Source organism: Yersinia bercovieri ATCC 43970 (genome assembly GCF_013282745.1).
In the GTDB taxonomy this organism is placed as follows: Bacteria; Pseudomonadota; Gammaproteobacteria; order Enterobacterales; family Enterobacteriaceae; genus Yersinia; species Yersinia bercovieri.
In genome coordinates this window covers 2232703-2254070 of the sequence record NZ_CP054044.1, presented here as the reverse complement: position 1 = coordinate 2254070, position 21368 = coordinate 2232703, and the positions used below count along the sequence as shown (strand labels likewise).

The window sequence follows — 21368 nt, the reverse complement described above, 5'->3', positions numbered from 1 at the left end:
ACAAAACTACAGTTAATTAAACGGACAATTAAATTTGCCTGCATACTATTCCGCAGCCATTAAGCGCCGATATTCATCATAAGCATAAAGATCAGTCATGCCACTGATATAATCCTGAATTAAACGAGCACGATAATAATATTCATATATCTCATATTGTTCAGGCGGTAATTTACATAACCGCTCCACGGATTCAGCATAAGCCAACCGGTGCTTAGTTGATAATTTATGGAATAATCGGGTTTCAATGAGATACTGACGGTGGTTATCTTCTGTGACTAATGCCGTAAATGCCGTTTGCGGCATAGCTAATAGCGGACTATAAATATCGAGCAACCCACTAATAACTCTATACCCTTGTAATTCAAGCTGTTCTACTTCAGGATGATTAAATACGTGCTTTACAGCTACCTTTTTAAAAATTTGCAGTAATTTACATGCAGCACTGGAATCTTCTAATAATGCCTGATTAAAGGAACCGGAAAATACTGCGGGTAGATTCTCAATAAAACGCTGTGCGGCATGTGGAACTAATTTCCCTACCGTATTGACTCGTAAATACATAAAAAATTGATCTTCGGTACTTCGCCGACCTTGTTCGCGTCCTAATTGCCGAAATGCCCCACCCACCACTTTATCAAACAGATCACCATGGGTAACATCGCCCCACTCCTTCACCATATGATCATAAAGTTGCTCGACGCTGAAAATATTTTTTTCCACTGCGTCTTCTAAATCGGCAATACAATAAGAGATATCATCGGCAGCTTCCATAATATAGGTCAGCGGAAAACGGTCAAACTCTCCCATATTGAGTTCACGGCGCAAATCTTTAACATAGTTCTCTTCGGCAAGATAAAAACCGGGTTTTTTCATCAAATAGTTATGGGAAGGTGGAATATCGCCTGACCAATAAGCCGGTTTGGTATATTTAAGGATACAGCCCACCTGAGCATAGGTCAGATTCAGTTTTAATAAGCTGTAAACCAGCCGTATCGCTTGTGCGTTACCTTCGAACTGACTCAAATCATGGCGAATTTTGCTGCGCAGCACATTAAGTTCTGCTTCCCCTTCCCGCAGCCTCAATGCATTTACCTGACAATGATCCTTGCCCCGTGGCTCGATCCCTCCTCCATTTGGATCCATCTGCTTGGTAAACCAGTTATTGATTGCTGACTCACCAAAATGACCAAAGGGCGGATTGCCGATGTCATGCATCAGACAGGCCATTTCCACAATACTTTCAAAGGGATCAAGCAACTTATCCAGCCCATAAGTCGTGATTTTCTTATCCTGCTTAAAGCGATTAAGGACTTCTTTGGCAATATAGCGGCCCACCTGCTGGACTTCCAGCGAATGGGTTAAGCGGCTGCGTACCGCGGCATTACGCTCCAGCGGAAACACCTGGGTTTTTTGTTGTAAACGCCGAATAGCGGCAGAGTTTACAATACGCCCACGATCGCTTTCAAATACCCGGGTAATCTCATATTCATCTTCCGCCGAACTAGATTTACCAAATGGCCGCTGAAAACTGATTTTCTGCTTAAAGTCGATCCCAGACATATTTCCCCCTGATATTTCAATACAAACAGTGATACCCACTCTTGCTCGTAGAAGCAATTGATAACGTATGAACTGCGGCACATTACGCATTATCTTTGCTTAGCTACCCGAAGATCTCACTTAGCTGATAAACTGTATGCCGATAATTACAGATGAATTCACTCGTTAAAATCAGCAGGTATCCCTATGAAAGTTGGCATTATTGGTGCAATGGAAGAAGAAGTGACGCTGCTGCGTGACAAAATTGAAAATCGCCAAACCTTATCCCGTGCGGGTTGCGAAATTTATAGCGGCCAACTCAATGGCGTGGATGTCGCATTACTGAAGTCAGGTATTGGTAAGGTAGCAGCCGCAATGGGTACCACCTTGCTGCTAGAACATTTCCAACCTGATATCGTGATCAACACCGGTTCGGCGGGTGGCCTGGCTTCCAGCCTGAAAGTGGGCGATATCGTGGTCTCGACTGAGGTTCGCTACCACGATGCCGATGTCACTGCCTTTGGCTATGAACCGGGCCAGATGGCCGGTTGCCCAGCCGCTTTCGTTGCTGATGCCAGCCTGATTGCGCTGGCGGAAAGTTGCATCAAGCAATTGAATTTAAACGCAGTACGCGGCCTGATTTGCAGCGGAGATGCATTTATTAATGGTGCCGCCCCTCTGGAGCGTATTCGCACCACCTTCCCGACCGTAGCCGCAGTTGAAATGGAAGCCGCAGCAATCGGCCATGTTTGTCATCTGTTCAAGACGCCATTCGTTGTCGTACGCGCTATTTCAGATGTCGCAGATCAAGAGTCTCACCTGAGCTTTGATGAATTCCTGGTTGTCGCCGCTAAACAGTCGACACTGATGATCGAAGCCATGTTAACCACGCTGGCTCAACGCGGTTAATGGGGCAGTTCAGTATTGCCCCCCTGGCGCGAGCTGCAATAACCTTGCCCCGAGCAATTATCCTATTATTGCTCGGGCTGTTTGCCCTTAGCCTGTTCTCCTTGCAGGCACTGGCAGCAGAGCGGATTATCAGTCTGTCGCCCAGCACGACTGAGCTGGCCTATGCCGCTGGATTGGGGGATAAGCTGGTTGCTGTAAGTGCTTACTCCGATTATCCCGAAGCGGCAAAGAAACTGGAACATGTGGCATCGTGGCAAGGGGTAAATGTCGAGCGTATTTTGGCACTCAAGCCCAGTTTGATCCTCGCCTGGCGTGGCGGAAATCCACAACGCCCACTGGATCAACTGGCCTCTTTTGGCATTCCGATCTTCTATTCTGATCCGGTAAATATTGACCAAATAGCCGGTGATCTGGATAAGTTGGCACAGTACAGCCCTCATCCTGAGCAGGCCCATCGAGCCGCTGAGCAGTTGCGTCAGCAAGTGGCGGAGTTACGCCGCCACTATGCCCGTCAAACCCCATTACGTACTTTTCTGCAATTTGGGACACAGCCCTTATTTACCAGTTCCGGGCATACATTACAGAGCGAGATAGTTTCCCTCTGTGGTGGAGAGAATATTTTTGCGGGCAGCCGGGTTCCCTGGCCGCAGGTGAGCCGCGAACAAGTGATGATCCGCCAGCCACAAGTTATTGTGGTGAGTGGTGATAAGTCTCAGGCAGAGAGCATCAGCGCCTTTTGGCGGCCTCAGCTTGCTGTACCGGTGATAACCCTCAATGAGGACTGGTTTAATCGCGCTGGCCCACGTATTCTGCTGGCCGCTAAGCAGCTGTGCCAACAAATGGCCAGTCTTCCATCCCCTGTGGCGGAGTCACATTAATGCTGGTTTATTGGCTGGATATTTTAGGTACTGCGGTATTTGCTATCTCTGGTGTATTGCTGGCGGGGAAGTTGCGCATGGACCCGTTTGGTGTGTTGGTTTTGGGGGTGGTGACGGCTGTCGGGGGCGGCACAATACGTGATATGGCATTAGCCAATGGCCCGGTATTTTGGGTAAAAGATCCCACCGATTTAGTGGTCGCGATGGTAACCTGTCTGGCAACTATTTTGCTGGTACGTCAGCCGAGGCGAACACCAAAATGGATCCTGCCAGTGCTTGATGCCATTGGTTTGGCGGTGTTTGTCGGTATTGGCGTCAATAAAGCCTTTGCTGCAGGTGCCAGCCCACTGGTGGCTATCTGCATGGGTGTCATCACCGGTGTCGGCGGCGGGATTATCCGCGATGTATTAGCCCGTGAGATCCCGATGATCCTGCGGACTGAAATCTACGCCACCGCCTGCATCATTGGCGGCATTGTCCATGCCACAGCGTTCTATACTTTTGGCATGCCATTACAGCAAGCAATGATGCTGGGGATGGTGATAACACTCGGTATCCGCCTTGCCGCCATCCGCTGGCGCTTAAAACTGCCAACATTTGAAATTGAGCATTAATAGCGGCCCTCGCAAGATTCCCTGTGCAATAAAGCGTATTTTTTGTACTATGCGCTGGTTTTTTAGGTTCAGCGCCGAACTTTTAGACTTTCACCCAGTCTATTAGCTCTCTTTATGATCCTATCAATCAAGATAGAGCATTTGTGTTGATGTGATTCAAATCTTCAAGTTTTTAAATAATTAGCCGATATCTATCTATAGTTATTGCTTTTGCAGCTAGGCAGCAAACGAATAAATCCCAATGAGCTGACACTAGTCAGTGATTTGGGTGAGTGAGAGCAGCTAACAACGCTGCGGCGTCAAGTAAGAAGGATATTATCCAAAGTAATTGGCGTTGCAGCTAGGCAGCAAACGAATAAATCCCAATGAGCTGACACTAGTCAGTGATTTGGGTGAGTGAGAGCAGCTAACAACGCTGCGGCGTCAAGTAAGAAGGATATCCCCATTTGGCAGGCTAAATGGGACACCGACAGTTTAACTGCAGTTAAAATCATGAAAGCTATTTTTCTTATGTTTTGGCTGGTATTTTTTGCCAGTTCGTCGCTAGCTCAGGGGCTTAGCGGCACAATAGATATACGCCTGACTATCGTGTCATCTTGCCAGGTGAAATCATCGAATCAGAATGTAGATACCACCCATGATTCAAAAGCGAATTACCCAGCAATACAATGTCATAAAGGAGGTGGATTGGTTACAGAACCTAAAATCAGCCATACCTTTATTGCTCCTGATGGCATGCTGCTTAGTAAAAACAGCACTCGTCAGATGGCGCAGTTGATTACTGTAGAGTGGTAAGATGCAGATGTAAAAAAACCGCAGCTCACAACGTTGCGGTTTTTTTTATCGAAATTTTGATGGTAGCTTTATTTCCAACGTAGAGATAAAACGATTACCCAAAGTCATTGGCGTTTCAGCAAGGGGGACGGGTAATTTAAATACTGAAGGAAGAACCGCATCCACAGGTACTCTTCGCATTCGGGTTAGTCACGACAAAGCGCGAACCTTCTAGCCCTTCGGTGTAATCCACTGCGCCGCCGACCAGATATTGCAGACTCATTGGATCAACTACCAGCTCAACGCCTTGTTTTTCAATGGTCATATCACCATCATTGATCTGATCATCAAAGGTAAAGCCATACTGGAACCCGCTGCATCCGCCACCGGTAATGTAAACCCGCAGCTTCAGATTTGGATTTTCCTCATCAGAAATCAGCAGCTTAACTTTTTTAGCTGCTGCCTCGGTAAACTGTAGGGGCAGTACTGTTTCGTCGCTCATACTCATCACTCCCAACCGATATTCGAGTTGCAGGTTACTACAATGGCAGCCTGATCTATGCATCAATTATCCAATACCTGAGTAGTTCATTCAAGTATTGCTGACTAATGTTATATATTACTTACCTGTTTGAGCATGACTTTCAACCACCGGTTGTTGCTGTGCTGCCGCAGATGCTGCTTGTTCTTGTCTCTCTAAAGTGCGGGCCAAAATAGCTGAATACAAGGGCTTACCCCCCATAAACTGGGCAATTAATGTCGCCCCCAGACAGGTAACAATCATCGGCAAAATAAGTTGATAATTATCGGTCATTTCCAACACCAATACCAACCCAGTCAATGGTGCGCGTACTGAAGCGGCAAACAGTGCGCCCATCCCGGCGATAGCGAAGGTTCCAGCCTCAATACCATATTCTGGGAAAAAGTGTGCACAAGATAGGCCAAAAGCGGTGCCCAGTATGGTCCCCAGAGCCAACATCGGGGCAAATATTCCGCCCGGTGCACCCGAACCAAAGCACAGCAAGGTAGTAATAACTCGGGCAACAAAGATGAAGATCAACATACCAATGCTGAAGTTGCCGGCCAGCGCGATAGGAATTAATGTAAAGCCGCCGCCCACCGCCTCGCCATGAATCAATGCCAGCAGGCCGCACATCCCCCCAATAAACCACCGATCAACACCAGCTTGCGCCAATCGCCACCGTGGAAGCGCATAAACAGATCCTGCGTGCGAAATATCAGGGCGTTGAACATTACGCCCACCGCACCAAAAATAGTGCCGAGCAGGAGGTAAAGCCATAGGGTATTCAGCGGGACATCACCAAGTTTACCCACCTCAATAATCGCGCGCTCGCCATTAAAATAGCGATAGACAATGGTTGAGGTAATTACCCCGACAAATACCGCTTTGATTGAGACCAGACTGTAGCGGAACTGCGAGCGCATCTCTTCAATGACGAACAAAATCCCCGCTAACGGGGCATTAAAGGCGGCAGAAAGACCCGCTGCTGCACCCGTCGCCAATAATGAGTGCCGTGCTTCAGGGCTGCGCAGACGGAAAATATCGACAATCATGCGCCCACTGTTACCCCCCATCTGCACCATCGGCCCCTCACGGCCTAACACCATGCCCGCCCCTAATGTCCCAAGGCCGCCAATAAACTTAACGGGGATGACCCGCCACCAGCGCACCGGGCGCATCTCCTCCATCGCGCCTTCGATCTCGGGGATCCCCGAACCACCGGCCTCAGGAGCAAAACGACGCACGAGAAAATAGCCCAGCATCGCCAATAGCGCCGACATAATAAATGCCAGTGGCCATACCAAAATGGCAGAATCTGCCACCTTCGCCAGCGTCGCTAATCTTTGTTGTTGAATCCAATCGACACCGCGGTCAAAGGCGACCCCCAGTAACCCCGTCACGACCCCGACAACACCCGCCATAATAAGAATGATCAGTGGGGTTTTATCACGGTTAACCAGAGCATGGATAAAGCGCCCACGCTTGAGTTTAGTCTCGCCTTCGGAAGAGATATTTTGCGTTGAATCAGTCATGGTTTGTATGATTTTCAGCCAAATGATAAGTAGTACAAATAAACAGTAGCCTAAGTCTAGTCTAGCTACCCATGATGCGCTTGGTTAAACGCCGATGAAATGATCTGCCTCAGTAAGGCTATTTGAATGGTATCGAGTTGGATTTGCGGCACGCTGCGCAAGCTAGCGGTTAAATATGCCCAATCATTTGATAACCGCTGCCAGTTCTTTAGAATGGGCAGCATTATTCTATTGCTAAGGCGGATGTTATTAGCGTCGATGTCATCAATACTAATATCGCCAACCCCAATTCAGGAGCCAGTTTATGAGTAAGTCCGAAAATCTGTATGCCCAGGCAAAACAGTTAATCCCAGGCGGGGTTAACTCCCCGGTGCGTGCATTCACTGGGGTTGGTGGCGTCCCACTATTTATTGAGCGTGCTGATGGCGCCTACTTATTTGATGTAGATGGTAAAGCTTACATTGACTATGTCGGCTCTTGGGGGCCAATGGTGTTGGGCCATAACCATCCGGCGATCCGTCAGGCGGTAATTGAAGCTGTCGAGCGCGGTTTGAGCTTTGGTGCGCCAACAGAGATGGAAGTGAAAATGGCTAAGTTGGTCACCGACTTAGTGCCAACCATGGATATGGTGCGCATGGTCAACTCAGGCACCGAGGCGACCATGAGTGCTATTCGTCTGGCTCGTGGCTTCACCGGTCGCGATAAAATTATCAAGTTTGAAGGCTGCTATCACGGTCACGCGGACTGCCTGCTGGTCAAAGCCGGTTCCGGGGCGCTAACACTCGGCCAACCCAACTCGCCTGGCGTACCCGCTGATTTCGCTAAACACACGCTGACCTGCACTTATAACGATCTAGCCACAGTGCGCGAAGCTTTCGAGCAATATCCGCAAGAGATCGCCTGTATTATCGTCGAACCCGTCGCCGGTAACATGAACTGCGTGCCACCACTGCCAGAGTTCCTGCCGGGCCTGCGCGCACTGTGTGACGAATTTGGTGCGCTGTTGATTATTGATGAGGTGATGACCGGTTTTCGTGTGGCATTAGCCGGGGCGCAAGATTATTACGATGTTACCCCTGATCTGACCTGTCTGGGTAAAATCATCGGTGGCGGTATGCCAGTCGGTGCTTTCGGCGGTCGCCGCGATGTGATGGATGCACTGGCACCAACAGGCCCGGTTTATCAGGCTGGTACACTGTCCGGTAACCCCATCGCAATGGCCGCAGGTTTTGCCTGTCTGACAGAAGTTGCGCAGGTGGGTATCCATGAGACCCTGACTGAACTGACCGACTCGCTGGCGACAGGCCTGCTACATGCCGCTAAAGCAGAGAATATTCCGCTGGTGGTTAACCACGTCGGCGGCATGTTTGGCATCTTCTTTACCGATGCACAAACCGTGACCTGCTATCAGGATGTCATGAATTGCGATGTTGAGCGCTTCAAGCGCTTCTTCCATCTGATGTTGGAAGAGGGCGTTTATCTGGCGCCTTCTGCTTTTGAAGCAGGTTTTATGTCAGTGGCGCATAGCAAGGAAGATATCCAGAAGAGTGTGGATGCTGCACGTCGCTGCTTTGCCCAGCTTTAATATCAGTGAATTGACTAACCACCGCCTAATATTAGGCGGTGGTTAACAAGTTAAATTAAATGAAATTAAAGAAATTTAATATTTACGAGGAAATTCAAGTGGCTTATTTAATCAAAATCAACGTACTCAGGGTTACTAATTAGTTCCGACAGTCGATGCGATTAAATATTACCGCCACTACCATTCCAACTTGGCCCCATGGGAATAACAGGCATTTTAACTTCAACAGGACAATGGTTTGTCATGTTATTTATTACGGGCTGAACGGTGTCAGTAAGCATCCCTAAATAACCAAAAAACAGATCAGAATTGAGTATGACCCCAAGACCGACGACCAGTAGACTATAGGCTAGCACAACTTTAGCTATTCCTTTGTTATCAACAGAGTATAGGGCTGACTTAGAGTATGGGAGTGACTTACTTTCCTCACAGTTTAGTTCAGTCATATTATTTCCCTCTAATATAATTGTTACTAACGGCTAAGATGACCAGATAAAAAAAGTATTTATATCAAATATAAATAGTCATAAAAGAGTAGTAATCAACCACAAAACAACAGGCTAATAGCTGATGAAAATTTATCTGGCGTTTGACATTACCATAGAATACTTGATGTACAATATATTTATTTCAGCATTCAAGCTAAACCGCATTAGAAAATAATTAGCACTCTTATTTTTAATATGTGATTTTTGTTTTTCTTTATTTCAAATATAACCATTAGCTATAGAGTGATATTACCTGCTCATTTACTATTTTATAGCGCATATTATTGGAATATGCCCATGGATGTCTCTGACATCAGCCTCAGTTATCCTTAACTGAAGCTGATGACGGTGCAAATAAGTCTTTACCGCCCCTGTTTGCGTAATAAGTAAACAAAATAGGGGGCGCCAATAAAGGTTGCCAGCAATCCGGCAGGGATCTGGTTCGGGAACAGCAGCATCCGCCCGCACCAATCGGCAAATACCATCAATAAGCCGCCCAAGATAGCGGCAATAAACAGCTGCGGGATAGCACGTCGGAAGCCCAACATGCGGGCCATATGAGGCGCCATCAGCCCGACAAAGCTCAATGGCCCTACTGTCAGCGTAGCCGCCGCCGTCATGGTCGCCGCCAAGAGCAAAATAGCTAACCGGCTAGGTGCCAGCGCGATACCTAAGGCTCTGGCCGTCACACTGCCCAAAGGCAGAATCATTAGCCAACGGCGGCACAGAGGTGCCAGTGCAATCAACAACAAGGCAATTAAGCCAGTACTCAATGCTTGCGAGCTATCAACAGCATAGGTGGAGCCGGAAATCCACGCCAGCAATCCGTGCATGCGCGGGTCACCACTGGCCAACAACATGGTGATTACCGTAGTAAAGGCGGTACTCAGCGCAATCCCCGCCAATAACATTCTGCTGGGGGAGAAGCCGCCCCGCCCGGCCACCACCAGTATCATCAATAAGGTTGTGGCCGCGCCCAAACTCCCCGCAGGTAGCAGCCATGCCAGCGCATTACCTGGCACGATAAACATCATAATCACGACACCGAAAGAGGCACCGGAGCTGATACCCAATACCTCTGGGCTAGCCATCGGGTTACCCGTCAGTTTTTGAATCAGTGTCCCTGCCACTGCCAGCATCATACCCGCCGCCAGCGCCGCTAACACCCGTGGCCAGCGCCAGTGCAGTAGAGCCTGAAGCTCATCACCACTAATCCAGTTCCAGCCTTGGCTATCGCGACCAAACATTAGCGCTACCGTCAATCCAGCCAGCAGCAGCAGTAAACCGGCGCTGATCCATAACCCCAAACGCTGTCGTTCGGCAGGAACATTGTCGCCAAAATCCATCGACGGCGCGGTGGCACTGTGCAAACGAGGTAGCAGCCATAATAGCAGTGGCGCACCAATCAGCGCCGTCGCCGCACCGGTTGGGATCTCCCGCCAAACTTGCGCCAACCAGACAATGCCTTGGTCAGTCACCCACAGCAGCAATGCACCCAATAGTGGTGCCAATATCAGGCGTTGTGATAATCGCCGCGCCCCCAGAATTTTTGCCAGCAGAGGAGCAAATAAACCGATAAATCCAATCACACCCACCGCATTAACCAACATTGCGCTGAATAGGATTGCCAGCCCCAGCGCACTCAGGCGCGCCAGAGATAGACCTAACCCCAAATTACGGGCGACGCCATCATCCAGCCCGAGCAGAGTTAATGGGCGGATCAGTAACGCCGCTAAGAGCGCGGTAATCAGCAAACGTGGCAGGAGAAACTGTACCGTGCTCCAGTCCTGCTGGTTCAAGGCCCCACTGCTCCACAAGAACAGCCCTTGCAGCTGGTCATAATTAAACAGCGCCAGTAAGTTACTGACTGCGCTACAGTAAAGGCCGAGAACCAGCCCTGCCAAAATCAGGGTGACAGGTGACATTCGTTTGCCCCATGCCACACCAAAGACCAGCAGACCAATAGTGATACCACCGGCCATTGCTGCCAGTTGGCGGGTCAATTCACCGCCGGGTAGCATCCACAATGTAGCAATAGTCAGGCCGAGCTGAGCACCTGCGGCCACCCCTAATGTCGCCGGTTCAGCCAGTGGATTGCGCAGAACTTGCTGGAACAACACCCCCACCAACCCTAACCCGGCCCCAGTCAATAGCGCCACGGCCAAACGAGGTAACTGGCTGTAATGGAATAACATTTGATGCACATCATCAGGGTCGGGCTGCCAGAGTGCTTCACCCCAAAGTGATGCCGGTAATAACTGGCTGAGGTTATGCAGTGTCAACGCAATGGCAATGAGCAGCAGCAAGCCCAGTAATCCCGCGGGCAGCAGCCAGCTTTTACGCAGTGTTTTTGCCATCATGAGGCTTTACCCCACACCGGCTCTAAAAGACGCACAAAACGCATGGCGGACAGCGTCGAGCCGTAGAACCACACCGGCGGCAATATACGTAATTGATTTTGGCGGACAAAGGAGAACGACCGCCACAATGGGGTGCGGGCAACCTGCTGTAAAATATCGCTATTTCCGTGACTAAAGCAGATGGCTTGCCCCGGTTTTATCGTCGCCAAACGCTCAATACCGACCACCGTGCTGCCCCAGAGATTAGTCTCTCCCTGCCAGGCATTTTTAATGTTCAATTCATTCAAAACATCCTGAAACAGGCTGCCTTGACCGACCACCAGTGCATGGCGGGTGTCCAATAGGGAAAACATCAATAGTGATGCCTTGCTGGTATCAGTAAAGCGCTGGCGGGCGGCCTGCATAAAGTGGGTAAAATCGGCGATATGTTGCTCCGCAGCGGCCTCTAGTCCCAAACGCTCGCCCAGGGCACGCAATGAGTTCTTACCCACCGCCAGCGGCGAGCTGCCCTCTTCATTGAAGGCGAAACTCATGGAAGGGGCGATAGGCGCGAGCATCTCCGGTGAGGGGCCAAAACCTTGCGACATCAGGATCAACGACGGTGCCATTTGTTGAAGTAACTCCAGATTAGGCTCAGTGCGCTGACCAATATCAATGACACTGGCGGGCAGTTCTGGCTCCTCAACCCATAGCCGGTAATTATGGGTGTCTGCTACGCCATAGGGCGTAACCCCTAATGCGAGCAGTAACTCGGTGGGCAGCCACTCCAGTGCAACGACACGCCGACTATCCGCTTTAGGCGGATTCACCGCCCATCCGGGTAATGAACACAGTAATGGCGATAGGGCCAATGCGGTGAGTAGCCTGCGCCGAGTGAGATCTGGGGCGGATAAATGGGGCTGTTCCATGGAGAGATATGTTTTCATTAATAGACGAAACTTACCGGCGCGCCACCGGCCGGATGCGGCAATATTCCCATTGGGATACCGTAAATTTGTTCCAGTACCGCGCCCTGCATCAGGCTGTTAGCCGGGCCTTGCGCGATCATCTCCCCACCACGCAATGCCACTAAATGGTCACAGTAACGGGCCGCCATATTAATATCGTGCAGTACCGCAATCACCGTCAGGCCACGTTCACGGCTGAGGCGCTGAATCAGCCCCAGCACTTCAACCTGATGCGCAATATCCAGTGCCGAGGTTGGTTCATCGAGCAGCAGGCAGCGGCTGTTTTGGGCCACCATCATCGCTAACCAGGCACGTTGGCGCTCACCACCGGATAAGCTATCGACTAACCGATTCGCCAGCGGTTTTAAGTCCACCAGCGCAATCGCCTCTTCCACTTGTTGGCGGTCTTCCTGACGAAAACGGCCTAATGCGCCGTGCCACGGATAGCGGCCAATAGCGACCAATTCGCGCACCGTCATCCCCTCTGCTGCGGGTAACTGTTGCGGCAAATACGCCACTTCACGGGCAAAGGCTTTGCTCTCCCACAGGGACAATGGCACATCATTAAGCAGCACTTCGCCACTCGATGGCGGTTGATGGCGACCCAGCATTTTTAATAGCGTTGATTTGCCGGAACCGTTATGACCAATAAGCCCGCAGACTCTCCCTTCGGGAAACGTCAGTGACAGTGGCTGCAATAAAGTCCGCCCTGGAACTGAAAAACTCAGTTCACGGAGTGTGAAAATGCTGGATTGGCTTGCCTGTTGGTCCAAGATAGTGCCCTGCTTTGCGCGATTAAGTATCAAGCGAGAAGATGAATCCAAACGATAATAATTATCAAAGTGAAATAATTATCAAAGCGAGTAGTTTATGCGTAACCCACAGCGGACTGCAAGCGCTAAGCCAGCCGATTGAGCCGGACGCAAGGCAAAAAAAAAGACCCTTCGAAACCGAAGGGTCTTGGTGAGCAGGGTTACAGCTTACTGACCGAACATATCTTTGATCCAACCGGCGACACCGTCACCATCGGCTTTCGGCTGTTCAGTCGGTGCGGCGGCCTGACACAGCCCTTGCGGGTTCTCGGTCCACACCGGAATCGAGCGCATACCGCCACCATCACCGCAGACAAAATTGCCTGCCGAATCAATGTTCATCTGGCTAATCCCTTCCGGTGGCTGCAATACCAGCGGCAGCGGTGTTTGGTTCTCCAGATAGCGGCGATACAAGGTCAATGCGCCGTTGGCACCGGTCAATTTAGCGGGGCCGTTATTGTCGCGACCGACCCAGGCAATCGCCACTTCCTTGCCATCAATACCGGCAAACCAGCTATCACGCAGGTCGTTGGTAGTACCGGTTTTAGCCGCCAGATTGTATTTAGAGAATTTCACTGACAGCGAACGGGATGTCCCACGGGCAACCCCTTGTTGCATGGCGTAAAGTGTCAGATAGGCGGCCTGTGCCGGCACCATGCGCTCCGCCTGCGGGAAGCTCTGATACAGCACGGTGCCATCTTCAGCAATCACCGAGCGCACCGCTGATAACGGCGCTCGATTCCCGCCACTGGCGATAGTCTGGTACTCCTGCGCCACCTCAACTGGCGTCAAATCGATAGCCCCCAGCAACATAGCCGGAACCGGGTTGATCACCGCTTTCGGGATACCCAGACGTTGCAACATGGCGGTAATTTGATCCAGCCCAACTGACATCCCCAGATTCACTGTGGGTACGTTTAGCGAGTTCGCCAGCCCATCAATCAACATCACCTGACCACGGAACTGGCGGTCATAGTTTTTCGGCTGCCACAATGAACCATTGGGTAGCTTGATCGACAGCGGTTGATCCGCAAGCCAGGTATTGAGGCGGTATTTATCCGGCTCACTCAGGGCGGTCAGATAGGTCGGCGGCTTGGCGAGTGACCCCACCAGACGGCGGGCCTGCATCGCGCGGTTAAAACCAGCAAATTGCGGCTGCGCGCCACCCACCATGGCGCGAACTTCACCACTGAAGCGATCTACAATCACCATCGCCGCTTCCAAATCATCCAAATGACGCGCGGCCCTCAGGGCCGGAATGCCGTCTTCAATGGCTTTCTCTGCCGCATCCTGTGAAACCGGGTCTAGCGTGGTGAAAATCTTCACGCCAGACAGATCATTAATCTTGTCACCCAGTTTTTGTTGCAGCTCCTGACGCACCATCTGCATAAAAGCAGGCTGAGGGGTGATAACCCCACCTTTCGGCTGGACCCCCAATGGGCGAGCGCTGAGCATGGTGTAAAGCTCGGCGTCGATCACCCCCTGATTCTGCAACAAGCGCAGCACCAGATTGCGGCGTTCAAGTGCCAGCGTCGGGTTGCGCCACGGGTTATATAGCGAGGCCCCTTTTACCATCCCCACCAGCATCGCTTGCTGATCGAGGCTCAGTTCATTCACCGGACGCCCGAAGTAATAGAGGCTCGCCAGCGGAAAGCCGCGGATCTGATCACTGCCACTCTGGCCGAGATAAACTTCATTCAGATAGAGTTCCAGAATCCGGTCTTTGCTATAGCGGTAGTCCACCAACAGCGCCATATAAGCTTCGTTGGCTTTACGCCACAATGAGCGCTCGTTGGTCAGAAACAGGTTTTTGACCAACTGCTGCGTCAGCGTGCTGCCGCCCTGCACTGCCTTTCCGGCGGTCAGGTTAGCCAACATGGCGCGGCCAATGGAGTAAGGGCTGATGCCGTCATGCTCATAGAAATGGCGATCTTCTGTTGCCAGTAAAGTATCCACCAGCAAATCAGGGAAACCGGCACGTGGCACAAACAGGCGCTGCTCACCATTCGGCGATTGCAGCATGGTGATCAACTTAGGATCGAGGCGCAAGAAGCCGAAATCGCGTTGACTATCCAGGTTTTGGATCTGCGCCAGACGATCGTCTTTAAACACTAAGCGCGCACGAATTTGGCCCTCTTTCGCATCGGGGAAATCAAACGGGCGGCGCAAGATATCAATGCTGTCGCCCTGCACGGTGAACTCGCCCGGTCGGGTCATGCGGGTGACTTGACGGTATTGCATCCCCTCGAGCAAATCGACCATCTCTTTTTTGCTGTAGGACATGCCCGGTTCGAGGTTAACCATGCGGCCATATACGGCAGCGGGCAGTTGCCACACTTTGCCATCAATACGGCTGCGGATTTGTGAATCAAGGTAGACCCCGTAAATGGCTAACACCACCGCGCCGACCAAGAACAGTTTGATAAATAGGCCAAGCCAGCGGCGTTTTTTGCGGGGCGGACGTGATGCTACCTTTCTTGGCATCGGTTCTTCCTCGTCGTCATAGTCATCATCATCGTGATCTTCATCATCTAAATAGTCATCTTCTTCGTATTCATCTTCATCACGCCGCCGGCGCAGTGGCCGTTTCGGTGCGGCTTTGGGTAGGGCTTTCTTGCCCTTGCGCCCGATTGGCTCGCGATCATCCCCAGACATGTCTTTCTCTCCACGCGCATTGGCGATTATTGCGGCTTAATGTGTTCCCCAATCCAGCGAATAGAAAGGGGAAACATCTGAAATTATTGGCTCTTAGCCATGGGATATTATCTATCCTGATACTTCTTGGTTCTGCGGGTCGGGCGGGTATTGGCGGGATCATCCGGCCAAACATGCTTGGGATAGCGCCCTTTCATCTCTTTTTGTACTTCACGATACGCGCCCTGCCAGAAAGCGGCCAAATCACCGGTAATCTGTAAAGGTCGATGGGCCGGAGAGAGCAGTTCAAGCACCACGGCCACCCGCCCACTGGCGAGCATTGGGCTGTGTTGCTCACCAAAAACCTCCTGCAAACGCACCGCCAGCACCGGAGGCCGGTCGACATAATAGCGGATTGGTAAACGGCTGCCAGTGGGCACAGTGTAATAAGTTGGTAGCTCAGTATCCAGCCGTTGACGTAGCTGCCAGTTCAACAGGCGAGTTAATGCCTCCACGATATTCACTTGCCGCAACCCACGGAGATCGCGCACGCCGGATAATGATGGCTGTAACCATAGCTCAAGCTTAGCCAATAGCTGGTCGTCATCGACAGCAGGCCACTGCTCTTGCGGTAACCAGCGGCTGGCACATTGCAATCGCGTGCGGAGCTGTTCAGCATTTTCATCCCAATTCAGCACCTGTAGCCCCTGTTCGCGCACCCAGTTCAGGAGTGCCGATTGCAGTGCCTCGTCACTCGGTTTCGCCAATGGCTGCGCTCGTAGGGTCAGTCGCCCGATTTGCCAGCGCCGCCAGGCCCGCAGCGTGCCTTTGCCCTCATCCCACTCCACAACCGTGCGCTCCTCCACCAGCCGTGGTAACTGCTTCGCCAATTTTTCGATATCAATGGGCAGTGCCAGTAAAATGCGCGCATCCGGCCCGCTGTTGCTTTGTAGCAAGCTGGCAGCCACCAGCCAGGGCGAACGTGACAGCGCTTCATCTTGCGCCATTGCCGCCCCCATACCATTCGCCAGCAGGTAGCGACCATCTTGTCCGCGCTGCTGCGCAATGCGATCGGGGTAAGCCAGCGCCAATAGTGAGTCGGCGATATCACTGTCAACAGCACCCACGCGCCCGTTGACTCGTTGTGTCAGTTGCCTTGCTCGCCGCTGCCAGTGGGGCTGCGGGCGACTAAGCCAGTGATGCAGATCAATCTGGCCGCTGCGGGGCGGCTCTTCCAAAATCGCCGCCAGCAGTGCGGCGGTTGCCAGCGCATCTGGGCTATGCTCGGCGGCAAAACAGAGCATTGCGGCCAGACGCGGCTCGCAGCCCAGGCTGGCCATGGCGCGCCCGGTGCTCGTCAGGTGGCCGGAGACATCGATAGCCCCTAGCCGCCGCAATAACTCGCGCGCGGCAGCCAATGCCGACGATGGCGGTTGATCAAGCCAAGTCAGCTGCGCCGCGTCCTGACATCCCCAGTTCAGTAGCTCCAGCCACAAGCTACATAAATCACTGTTCAGGATCTCCGGTTCGCTGTATTCCGCCGCCCTTTCGGCCTGCTCTTTGGCAAACAGATGCCAGCAGATCCCTGGTGCCAACCGCCCAGCGCGCCCCGCCCGCTGAACCATCGAAGCCTGACTGATGCGCTGAGTCACCAGTCGCGTCAGACCGTTTTTGACATCAAAGCGCGCTACCCGTTCCAATCCGCTATCGACCACCAGCCGAATGCCCTCAATCGTCAGGCTGGTTTCGGCAATATTGGTTGCCAACACCACTTTACGCCGCCCAGCAGGCGCGGGTTGAATCGCTCTTTGCTGCTCATTTAGCGGCAGCGCACCATACAGCGGGCAGAGATCCGTGTCGCTGGCGACCTCGCCATGCAAGCGCTCCAGCACCCGATGGATCTCGCCGACACCCGGTAAAAACAGCAGTAAAGAGCCAGATTGCTCATTCAGCAAGCGCTTCACCCGATTGGCGACGCCATCCTCCAGCCGCTCATGGCTCGATAACGGCTGGTAGCTGCGCTCGACAGGGAAGCTGCGCCCCGCGGAAACAATGGCGGGCGCGGCGGGCAGCAGCGCACAAAGGCGCTGATTATCCAGCGTCGCGGACATAATCAGCAGCTTCAAATCATCACGTAGCCCCTGCTGCACATCCAGCAACAGTGCCAGCGCCAAATCAGCCTGCAAGCTGCGCTCATGGAACTCATCAAGGATCACCAGGGAGACACCGGTTAGCTCGGCGTCTTGTTGCAACATGCGCGTCAGGATACCCTCGGTCACCACTTCCAGACGGGTATGCGGCCCGCTTTTACTTTCGGCCCGCATTCGATAACCCACAGTCTGCCCCGGCTGTTCGCCCAGCTGCTGCGCCAGACGGTAGGCCACATTTTTTGCCGCCAGCCGTCGGGGTTCTAGCATGATAATACGGCCCGATAACCCACCATACTTCAGGATTTGTAGCGGTAACCAGGTCGATTTCCCCGCGCCAGTGGGGGCATGGAGCAGGATTTGCGGTGAGCTTTGCAACGCGGACAATATCTCGCTGAGCACTTCACCTACCGGCAAAACGGCCCTCGCAGCATCACTTTCTCTCTGACTCACCACCACATTCTTCCCCATGCTCTCTACTTTCATCATCAGCCATTGTAACATCATGGTCGTATAGCGTATTTAGCCGAGTGATTATGCCAACCTGATGATTAATACCGTAGATAAAATGATTGTTAATAAAACGATTGTTGATAAAACACGCGAAAATAAGCGCCTGTTCTTTGCGCTGGCGCTGCCTAATGCCCTTCAGCAAAACATTGTGCAGTGGCGAGCGGATAACTTCTCACCAGAGGCCGGCCGCCCCATTGCCGCCGCTAACCTCCACCTGACACTGGCGTTCCTCGGTGAGGTCAGTGCCGCCAAAGCGCAAATATTACAGCAACAAGCGGGTCGCATCAGTCAGTTGGGCTTTAACGTGGCATTGGATGATATCGGCCACTGGCCGGGTTCCGGTGTGATATGGCTCGGCTGCAAGAATCCGCCCCGTGGCCTATTGCAGTTGGCGCAATTGCTGCGTTCACAGGCCGCACGCAGCGGATGCTACCAAACGCCGCTCCCCTTTCATCCCCATGTCACCTTGCTGCGTGGCGCGGTACGTCCGGTCGCCCTGCCGGCTAAAACCCATAATGAAAGCTTCCGAGTGAACCATTTTTCATTGTACGAATCCGTTTTCGCGCGCGGACGTACCCGTTATAACATGGTACAAAGCTGGCCGTTGGTGGGCAGTGAACGGAGATCTGATGCCGATTAATCCCCTGCTGTTATTCACCCCACGGTTACAACCAGCCACACTTATCCAGCGGTATAAGCGCTTTTTAGCTGATATTGTGACGCCCGCCGGAGAATCATTAACCATTCATTGCGCTAATACCGGAGCGATGACCGGTTGTGCCACGCCAGGGGATACGGTTTGGTATTCAACCTCGGATAATCCGAAACGTAAGTATCCCCACAGCTGGGAGCTGACTCATACCCAAAGTGGTGATTGGATCTGCGTAAATACGATGCGTGCCAATGAGTTAGCTAGTATCGCGATAGATAATAATCAGATTATTGAATTATCTGGTTACACTTCTGTCAAACGAGAGGTTAAGTATGGGGATGAGAACAGCCGTATAGACTTGTTATTGCAGGCAGAAAATAGGTCTAACTGCTATATTGAAGTCAAGTCGGTCACCTTATTACAGCAACAGTGTGGGTATTTCCCGGATGCTGTTACCCTGCGGGGTCAAAAGCATCTCAGGGAGCTACAAAGCATGGTTGCCGAGGGTCATCGGGCGGTACTTTTTTTTGCCGTATTGCATACGGGTATCAGACAAGTCGCTGCAGCCCGACACATTGACAGTCGCTATGCAGAATTGCTGGCCCAGGCTCAGCAAGCAGGAGTGGAAGTTATTTGCTACGGTTTTCAACTATCGCCTGACGGTATCGTGCTGGATGTGCGTTTACCGTTATTACTGGACGAAACGCGGTAACCAAAAACGCTGAATAAAGAAGCAATTATTGGATATTGTGGTGCGCCAAATACGCCTTCCTTCACACCATTGTCAAGCAGGCGACAGGAATAATTGCCAACCTACCTCCCTTCTGTTATTTATAGCGGCCTGATTTTTCCCCGTCTTGGGGATTTCGATAGTGCGTATGAATGTAGGAGAAGCATCATGCAAGAAGGGCAAAAACGTAAAACCTCGTCCTTGAGCATTCTCGCCATCGCTGGGGTAGAGCCGTACCAAGAGAAGCCCGGCGAAGAGTATATGAATGCCGCCCAGTTGTTGCACTTCAAGCTGATCCTTGAAGCATGGCGCAACCAACTCAGGGATGAAGTAGACCGTACTGTATCGCACATGCAAGACGAAGCTGCTAACTTCCCAGATCCGGTGGATCGTGCCGCGCAGGAAGAGGAGTTTAGTCTTGAACTTCGTAACCGCGACCGCGAGCGTAAATTGATTAAAAAGATCGAGAAAACGCTGAAGAAAGTCGAGGATGACGATTTCGGTTTCTGCGAGTCTTGTGGCGTAGAGATCGGCATTCGCCGTCTGGAAGCACGGCCAACTGCAGATTTGTGCATTGACTGTAAAACCCTGGCCGAAATCCGCGAAAAGCAGATGGCAGGCTAACACAGCAATAACCTGTAACACGGTGCCAGAGTCACCTCCGGCACCGTATTTATCAGGCTGGACTCCCTTTCCCTTTTTATGCCCGAAGATACCCATATTCAGCCGTCTGATTCTCAGCAATCCGATCATAAGCAGAATCAGTATGTTGGCCGTTTTGCGCCCTCTCCATCCGGCGATTTACATTTCGGTTCACTCATTGCCGCACTCGGCAGTTACCTGCAAGCTCGCGCTCAAGGTGGGAATTGGCTGGTTCGCATTGAAGATATTGATCCCCCCGTGAAATCCCTGGTGCTGCCGCGCGTATTTTGGCCACATTGGACCACTATGGCCTCCATTGGGATGGCTCCGTCATCTACCAATCACAGCGCCATGAAGCCTACCGCGCCACCTTAGCGTGGTTAGAGCAACAAGGGCTGAGCTACTACTGCACCTGCACTCGCAGCAGAATTCAACAAATCGGCGGCTTCTATGACGGCTATTGCCGTGAACGTCATTTGCCAGCCAAAGGCGCGGCCATCCGTTTGCGACAGACTCAGCCGGTTTATGCCTTTTATGATAAATTACTCGGTGAGTTGCATGCTGAGCCAGCGCTGGCGAAAGAAGATTTTATTATTCGCCGCCGAGATGGCCTGTTCGCCTATAATCTGGCAGTGGTGGTTGATGATGCATTTCAGGGGGTAACTGAAGTGGTGCGCGGGGCAGATTTGATTGAACCAACCGTGCGCCAGATAGCTCTCTACCAGCAGTTACAGCAACCGGTTCCCGGCTATTTGCACCTGCCACTGGCGCTGAATCATGAGGGTAATAAGTTATCCAAACAAAACCATGCACCACCACTGCCGGACGGTGATCCGCGCCCAGTTTTGGTCGATGCACTGAAGTTTTTGCGTCAGCCACTGCCCGAATGCTGGCAAGATCTTGATTTACCGTTATTATTACGTTTTGCAGTCGAAAACTGGACGTTGGCAGCCATTCCTGCTTCAGGGGCCAACAACGCCGCTTCAGGAGGCGATAACTGCCACTGAAAACACAACGGCATTCTCAAAGGAAGCACGGTGAGCTATGATTAGCCGCTGTTTTTCTGTAGTTCTGTTATTTATTAGC

16 protein-coding genes and 2 pseudogenes are annotated in these 21368 nt (G+C 51.7%); 9 read left to right on the top strand and 9 right to left on the bottom strand.

Annotation, left to right across the window (positions count from 1 at the left end):
• Positions 1-45: 45 nt before the first annotated feature.
• Entirely contained in the window at positions 46-1563 is a 1518-nt protein-coding gene (gene dgt / locus HRK25_RS10065) for a dGTPase (RefSeq protein ID WP_032899085.1), read from the bottom strand.
• A gap of 186 nt (positions 1564-1749) precedes the next feature.
• Here dgt and mtnN point away from each other — a divergent pair, with 186 nt between their 5' ends.
• The 4 genes from mtnN (at position 1750) to HRK25_RS10045 (ending at position 4738) form a co-directional block, all read left to right on the top strand.
• Entirely contained in the window at positions 1750-2451 is a 702-nt protein-coding gene (gene mtnN, locus HRK25_RS10060; protein ID WP_032899086.1) for a 5'-methylthioadenosine/S-adenosylhomocysteine nucleosidase, read from the top strand.
• Positions 2451-3329 (top strand): vitamin B12 ABC transporter substrate-binding protein BtuF, encoded by an 879-nt coding sequence (gene btuF, locus HRK25_RS10055; protein WP_005279574.1) that lies wholly within the window; start codon positions 2451-2453, stop codon positions 3327-3329. Before mtnN ends, btuF begins: the two co-directional genes overlap by 1 nt.
• Positions 3329-3943 (top strand): TRIC cation channel family protein, encoded by a 615-nt coding sequence (locus tag HRK25_RS10050; RefSeq protein WP_019211026.1) that lies wholly within the window; start codon positions 3329-3331, stop codon positions 3941-3943. Before btuF ends, HRK25_RS10050 begins: the two co-directional genes overlap by 1 nt.
• 396 nt (positions 3944-4339) lie before the next feature.
• Positions 4340-4738: a hypothetical protein gene (locus tag HRK25_RS10045; protein WP_143707638.1), complete on the top strand. Its 399-nt coding sequence runs from the start codon at positions 4340-4342 to the stop codon at positions 4736-4738.
• Between the two features lie 136 nt (positions 4739-4874).
• Here the strand turns inward: HRK25_RS10045 and erpA are convergent, their stop codons facing one another.
• Positions 4875-5219, bottom strand: coding sequence for an iron-sulfur cluster insertion protein ErpA (gene erpA, locus HRK25_RS10040; RefSeq protein WP_005276505.1), 345 nt, complete (start codon positions 5217-5219; stop codon positions 4875-4877).
• A 117-nt stretch (positions 5220-5336) separates the two neighbouring features.
• Positions 5337-6772 (bottom strand): annotated as a pseudogene (gene clcA, locus HRK25_RS10035) (H(+)/Cl(-) exchange transporter ClcA).
• 304 nt (positions 6773-7076) lie between these two features.
• Here clcA and hemL point away from each other — a divergent pair.
• A complete protein-coding gene (gene hemL, locus HRK25_RS10030) occupies positions 7077-8357 on the top strand; it encodes a glutamate-1-semialdehyde 2,1-aminomutase (RefSeq protein ID WP_005276511.1) in 1281 nt (426 codons plus the stop codon).
• A 161-nt stretch (positions 8358-8518) separates the two neighbouring features.
• Here the strand turns inward: hemL and HRK25_RS10025 are convergent, their stop codons facing one another.
• From HRK25_RS10025 to hrpB, 6 genes are all read right to left on the bottom strand, one after another.
• The gene (locus tag HRK25_RS10025; RefSeq protein WP_049599710.1) at positions 8519-8803 is read right to left on the bottom strand and encodes an E492 group microcin; all 285 of its coding nucleotides are present in this window, start codon (positions 8801-8803) and stop codon (positions 8519-8521) included.
• Positions 8804-9207: 404 nt separating this feature from the next.
• The gene (fhuB, locus tag HRK25_RS10020) at positions 9208-11205 is read right to left on the bottom strand and encodes a Fe(3+)-hydroxamate ABC transporter permease FhuB (RefSeq protein ID WP_072083713.1); all 1998 of its coding nucleotides are present in this window, start codon (positions 11203-11205) and stop codon (positions 9208-9210) included.
• The gene (gene fhuD, locus HRK25_RS10015) at positions 11202-12113 is read right to left on the bottom strand and encodes a Fe(3+)-hydroxamate ABC transporter substrate-binding protein FhuD (protein WP_411913841.1); all 912 of its coding nucleotides are present in this window, start codon (positions 12111-12113) and stop codon (positions 11202-11204) included. Before fhuD ends, fhuB begins: the two co-directional genes overlap by 4 nt.
• A gap of 17 nt (positions 12114-12130) precedes the next feature.
• Entirely contained in the window at positions 12131-12925 is a 795-nt protein-coding gene (fhuC, locus tag HRK25_RS10010; protein ID WP_005276514.1) for a Fe3+-hydroxamate ABC transporter ATP-binding protein FhuC, read from the bottom strand.
• Between the two features lie 207 nt (positions 12926-13132).
• Positions 13133-15619 (bottom strand): bifunctional glycosyl transferase/transpeptidase, encoded by a 2487-nt coding sequence (mrcB, locus tag HRK25_RS10005; protein WP_005276516.1) that lies wholly within the window; start codon positions 15617-15619, stop codon positions 13133-13135.
• A 107-nt stretch (positions 15620-15726) separates the two neighbouring features.
• The gene (gene hrpB / locus HRK25_RS10000) at positions 15727-18249 is read right to left on the bottom strand and encodes an ATP-dependent helicase HrpB (protein WP_005276518.1); all 2523 of its coding nucleotides are present in this window, start codon (positions 18247-18249) and stop codon (positions 15727-15729) included.
• Positions 18250-18313: 64 nt separating this feature from the next.
• On the opposite strand from hrpB, the gene thpR reads away from it, so the two are divergent.
• The 4 genes and pseudogenes from thpR to gluQRS all read left to right on the top strand — a co-directional run bounded on the left by thpR (position 18314) and on the right by gluQRS (position 21323).
• Positions 18314-18898 (top strand): RNA 2',3'-cyclic phosphodiesterase, encoded by a 585-nt coding sequence (thpR, locus tag HRK25_RS09995; protein WP_086018786.1) that lies wholly within the window; start codon positions 18314-18316, stop codon positions 18896-18898.
• Positions 18888-19622 (top strand): DNA/RNA nuclease SfsA, encoded by a 735-nt coding sequence (sfsA, locus tag HRK25_RS09990; RefSeq protein ID WP_032898322.1) that lies wholly within the window; start codon positions 18888-18890, stop codon positions 19620-19622. Before thpR ends, sfsA begins: the two co-directional genes overlap by 11 nt.
• A gap of 186 nt (positions 19623-19808) precedes the next feature.
• Positions 19809-20264 (top strand): RNA polymerase-binding protein DksA, encoded by a 456-nt coding sequence (gene dksA / locus HRK25_RS09985; protein WP_004875059.1) that lies wholly within the window; start codon positions 19809-19811, stop codon positions 20262-20264.
• A 78-nt stretch (positions 20265-20342) separates the two neighbouring features.
• Positions 20343-21323, top strand: a pseudogene (gene gluQRS / locus HRK25_RS09980) (tRNA glutamyl-Q(34) synthetase GluQRS).
• Positions 21324-21368 lie beyond the last annotated feature (45 nt).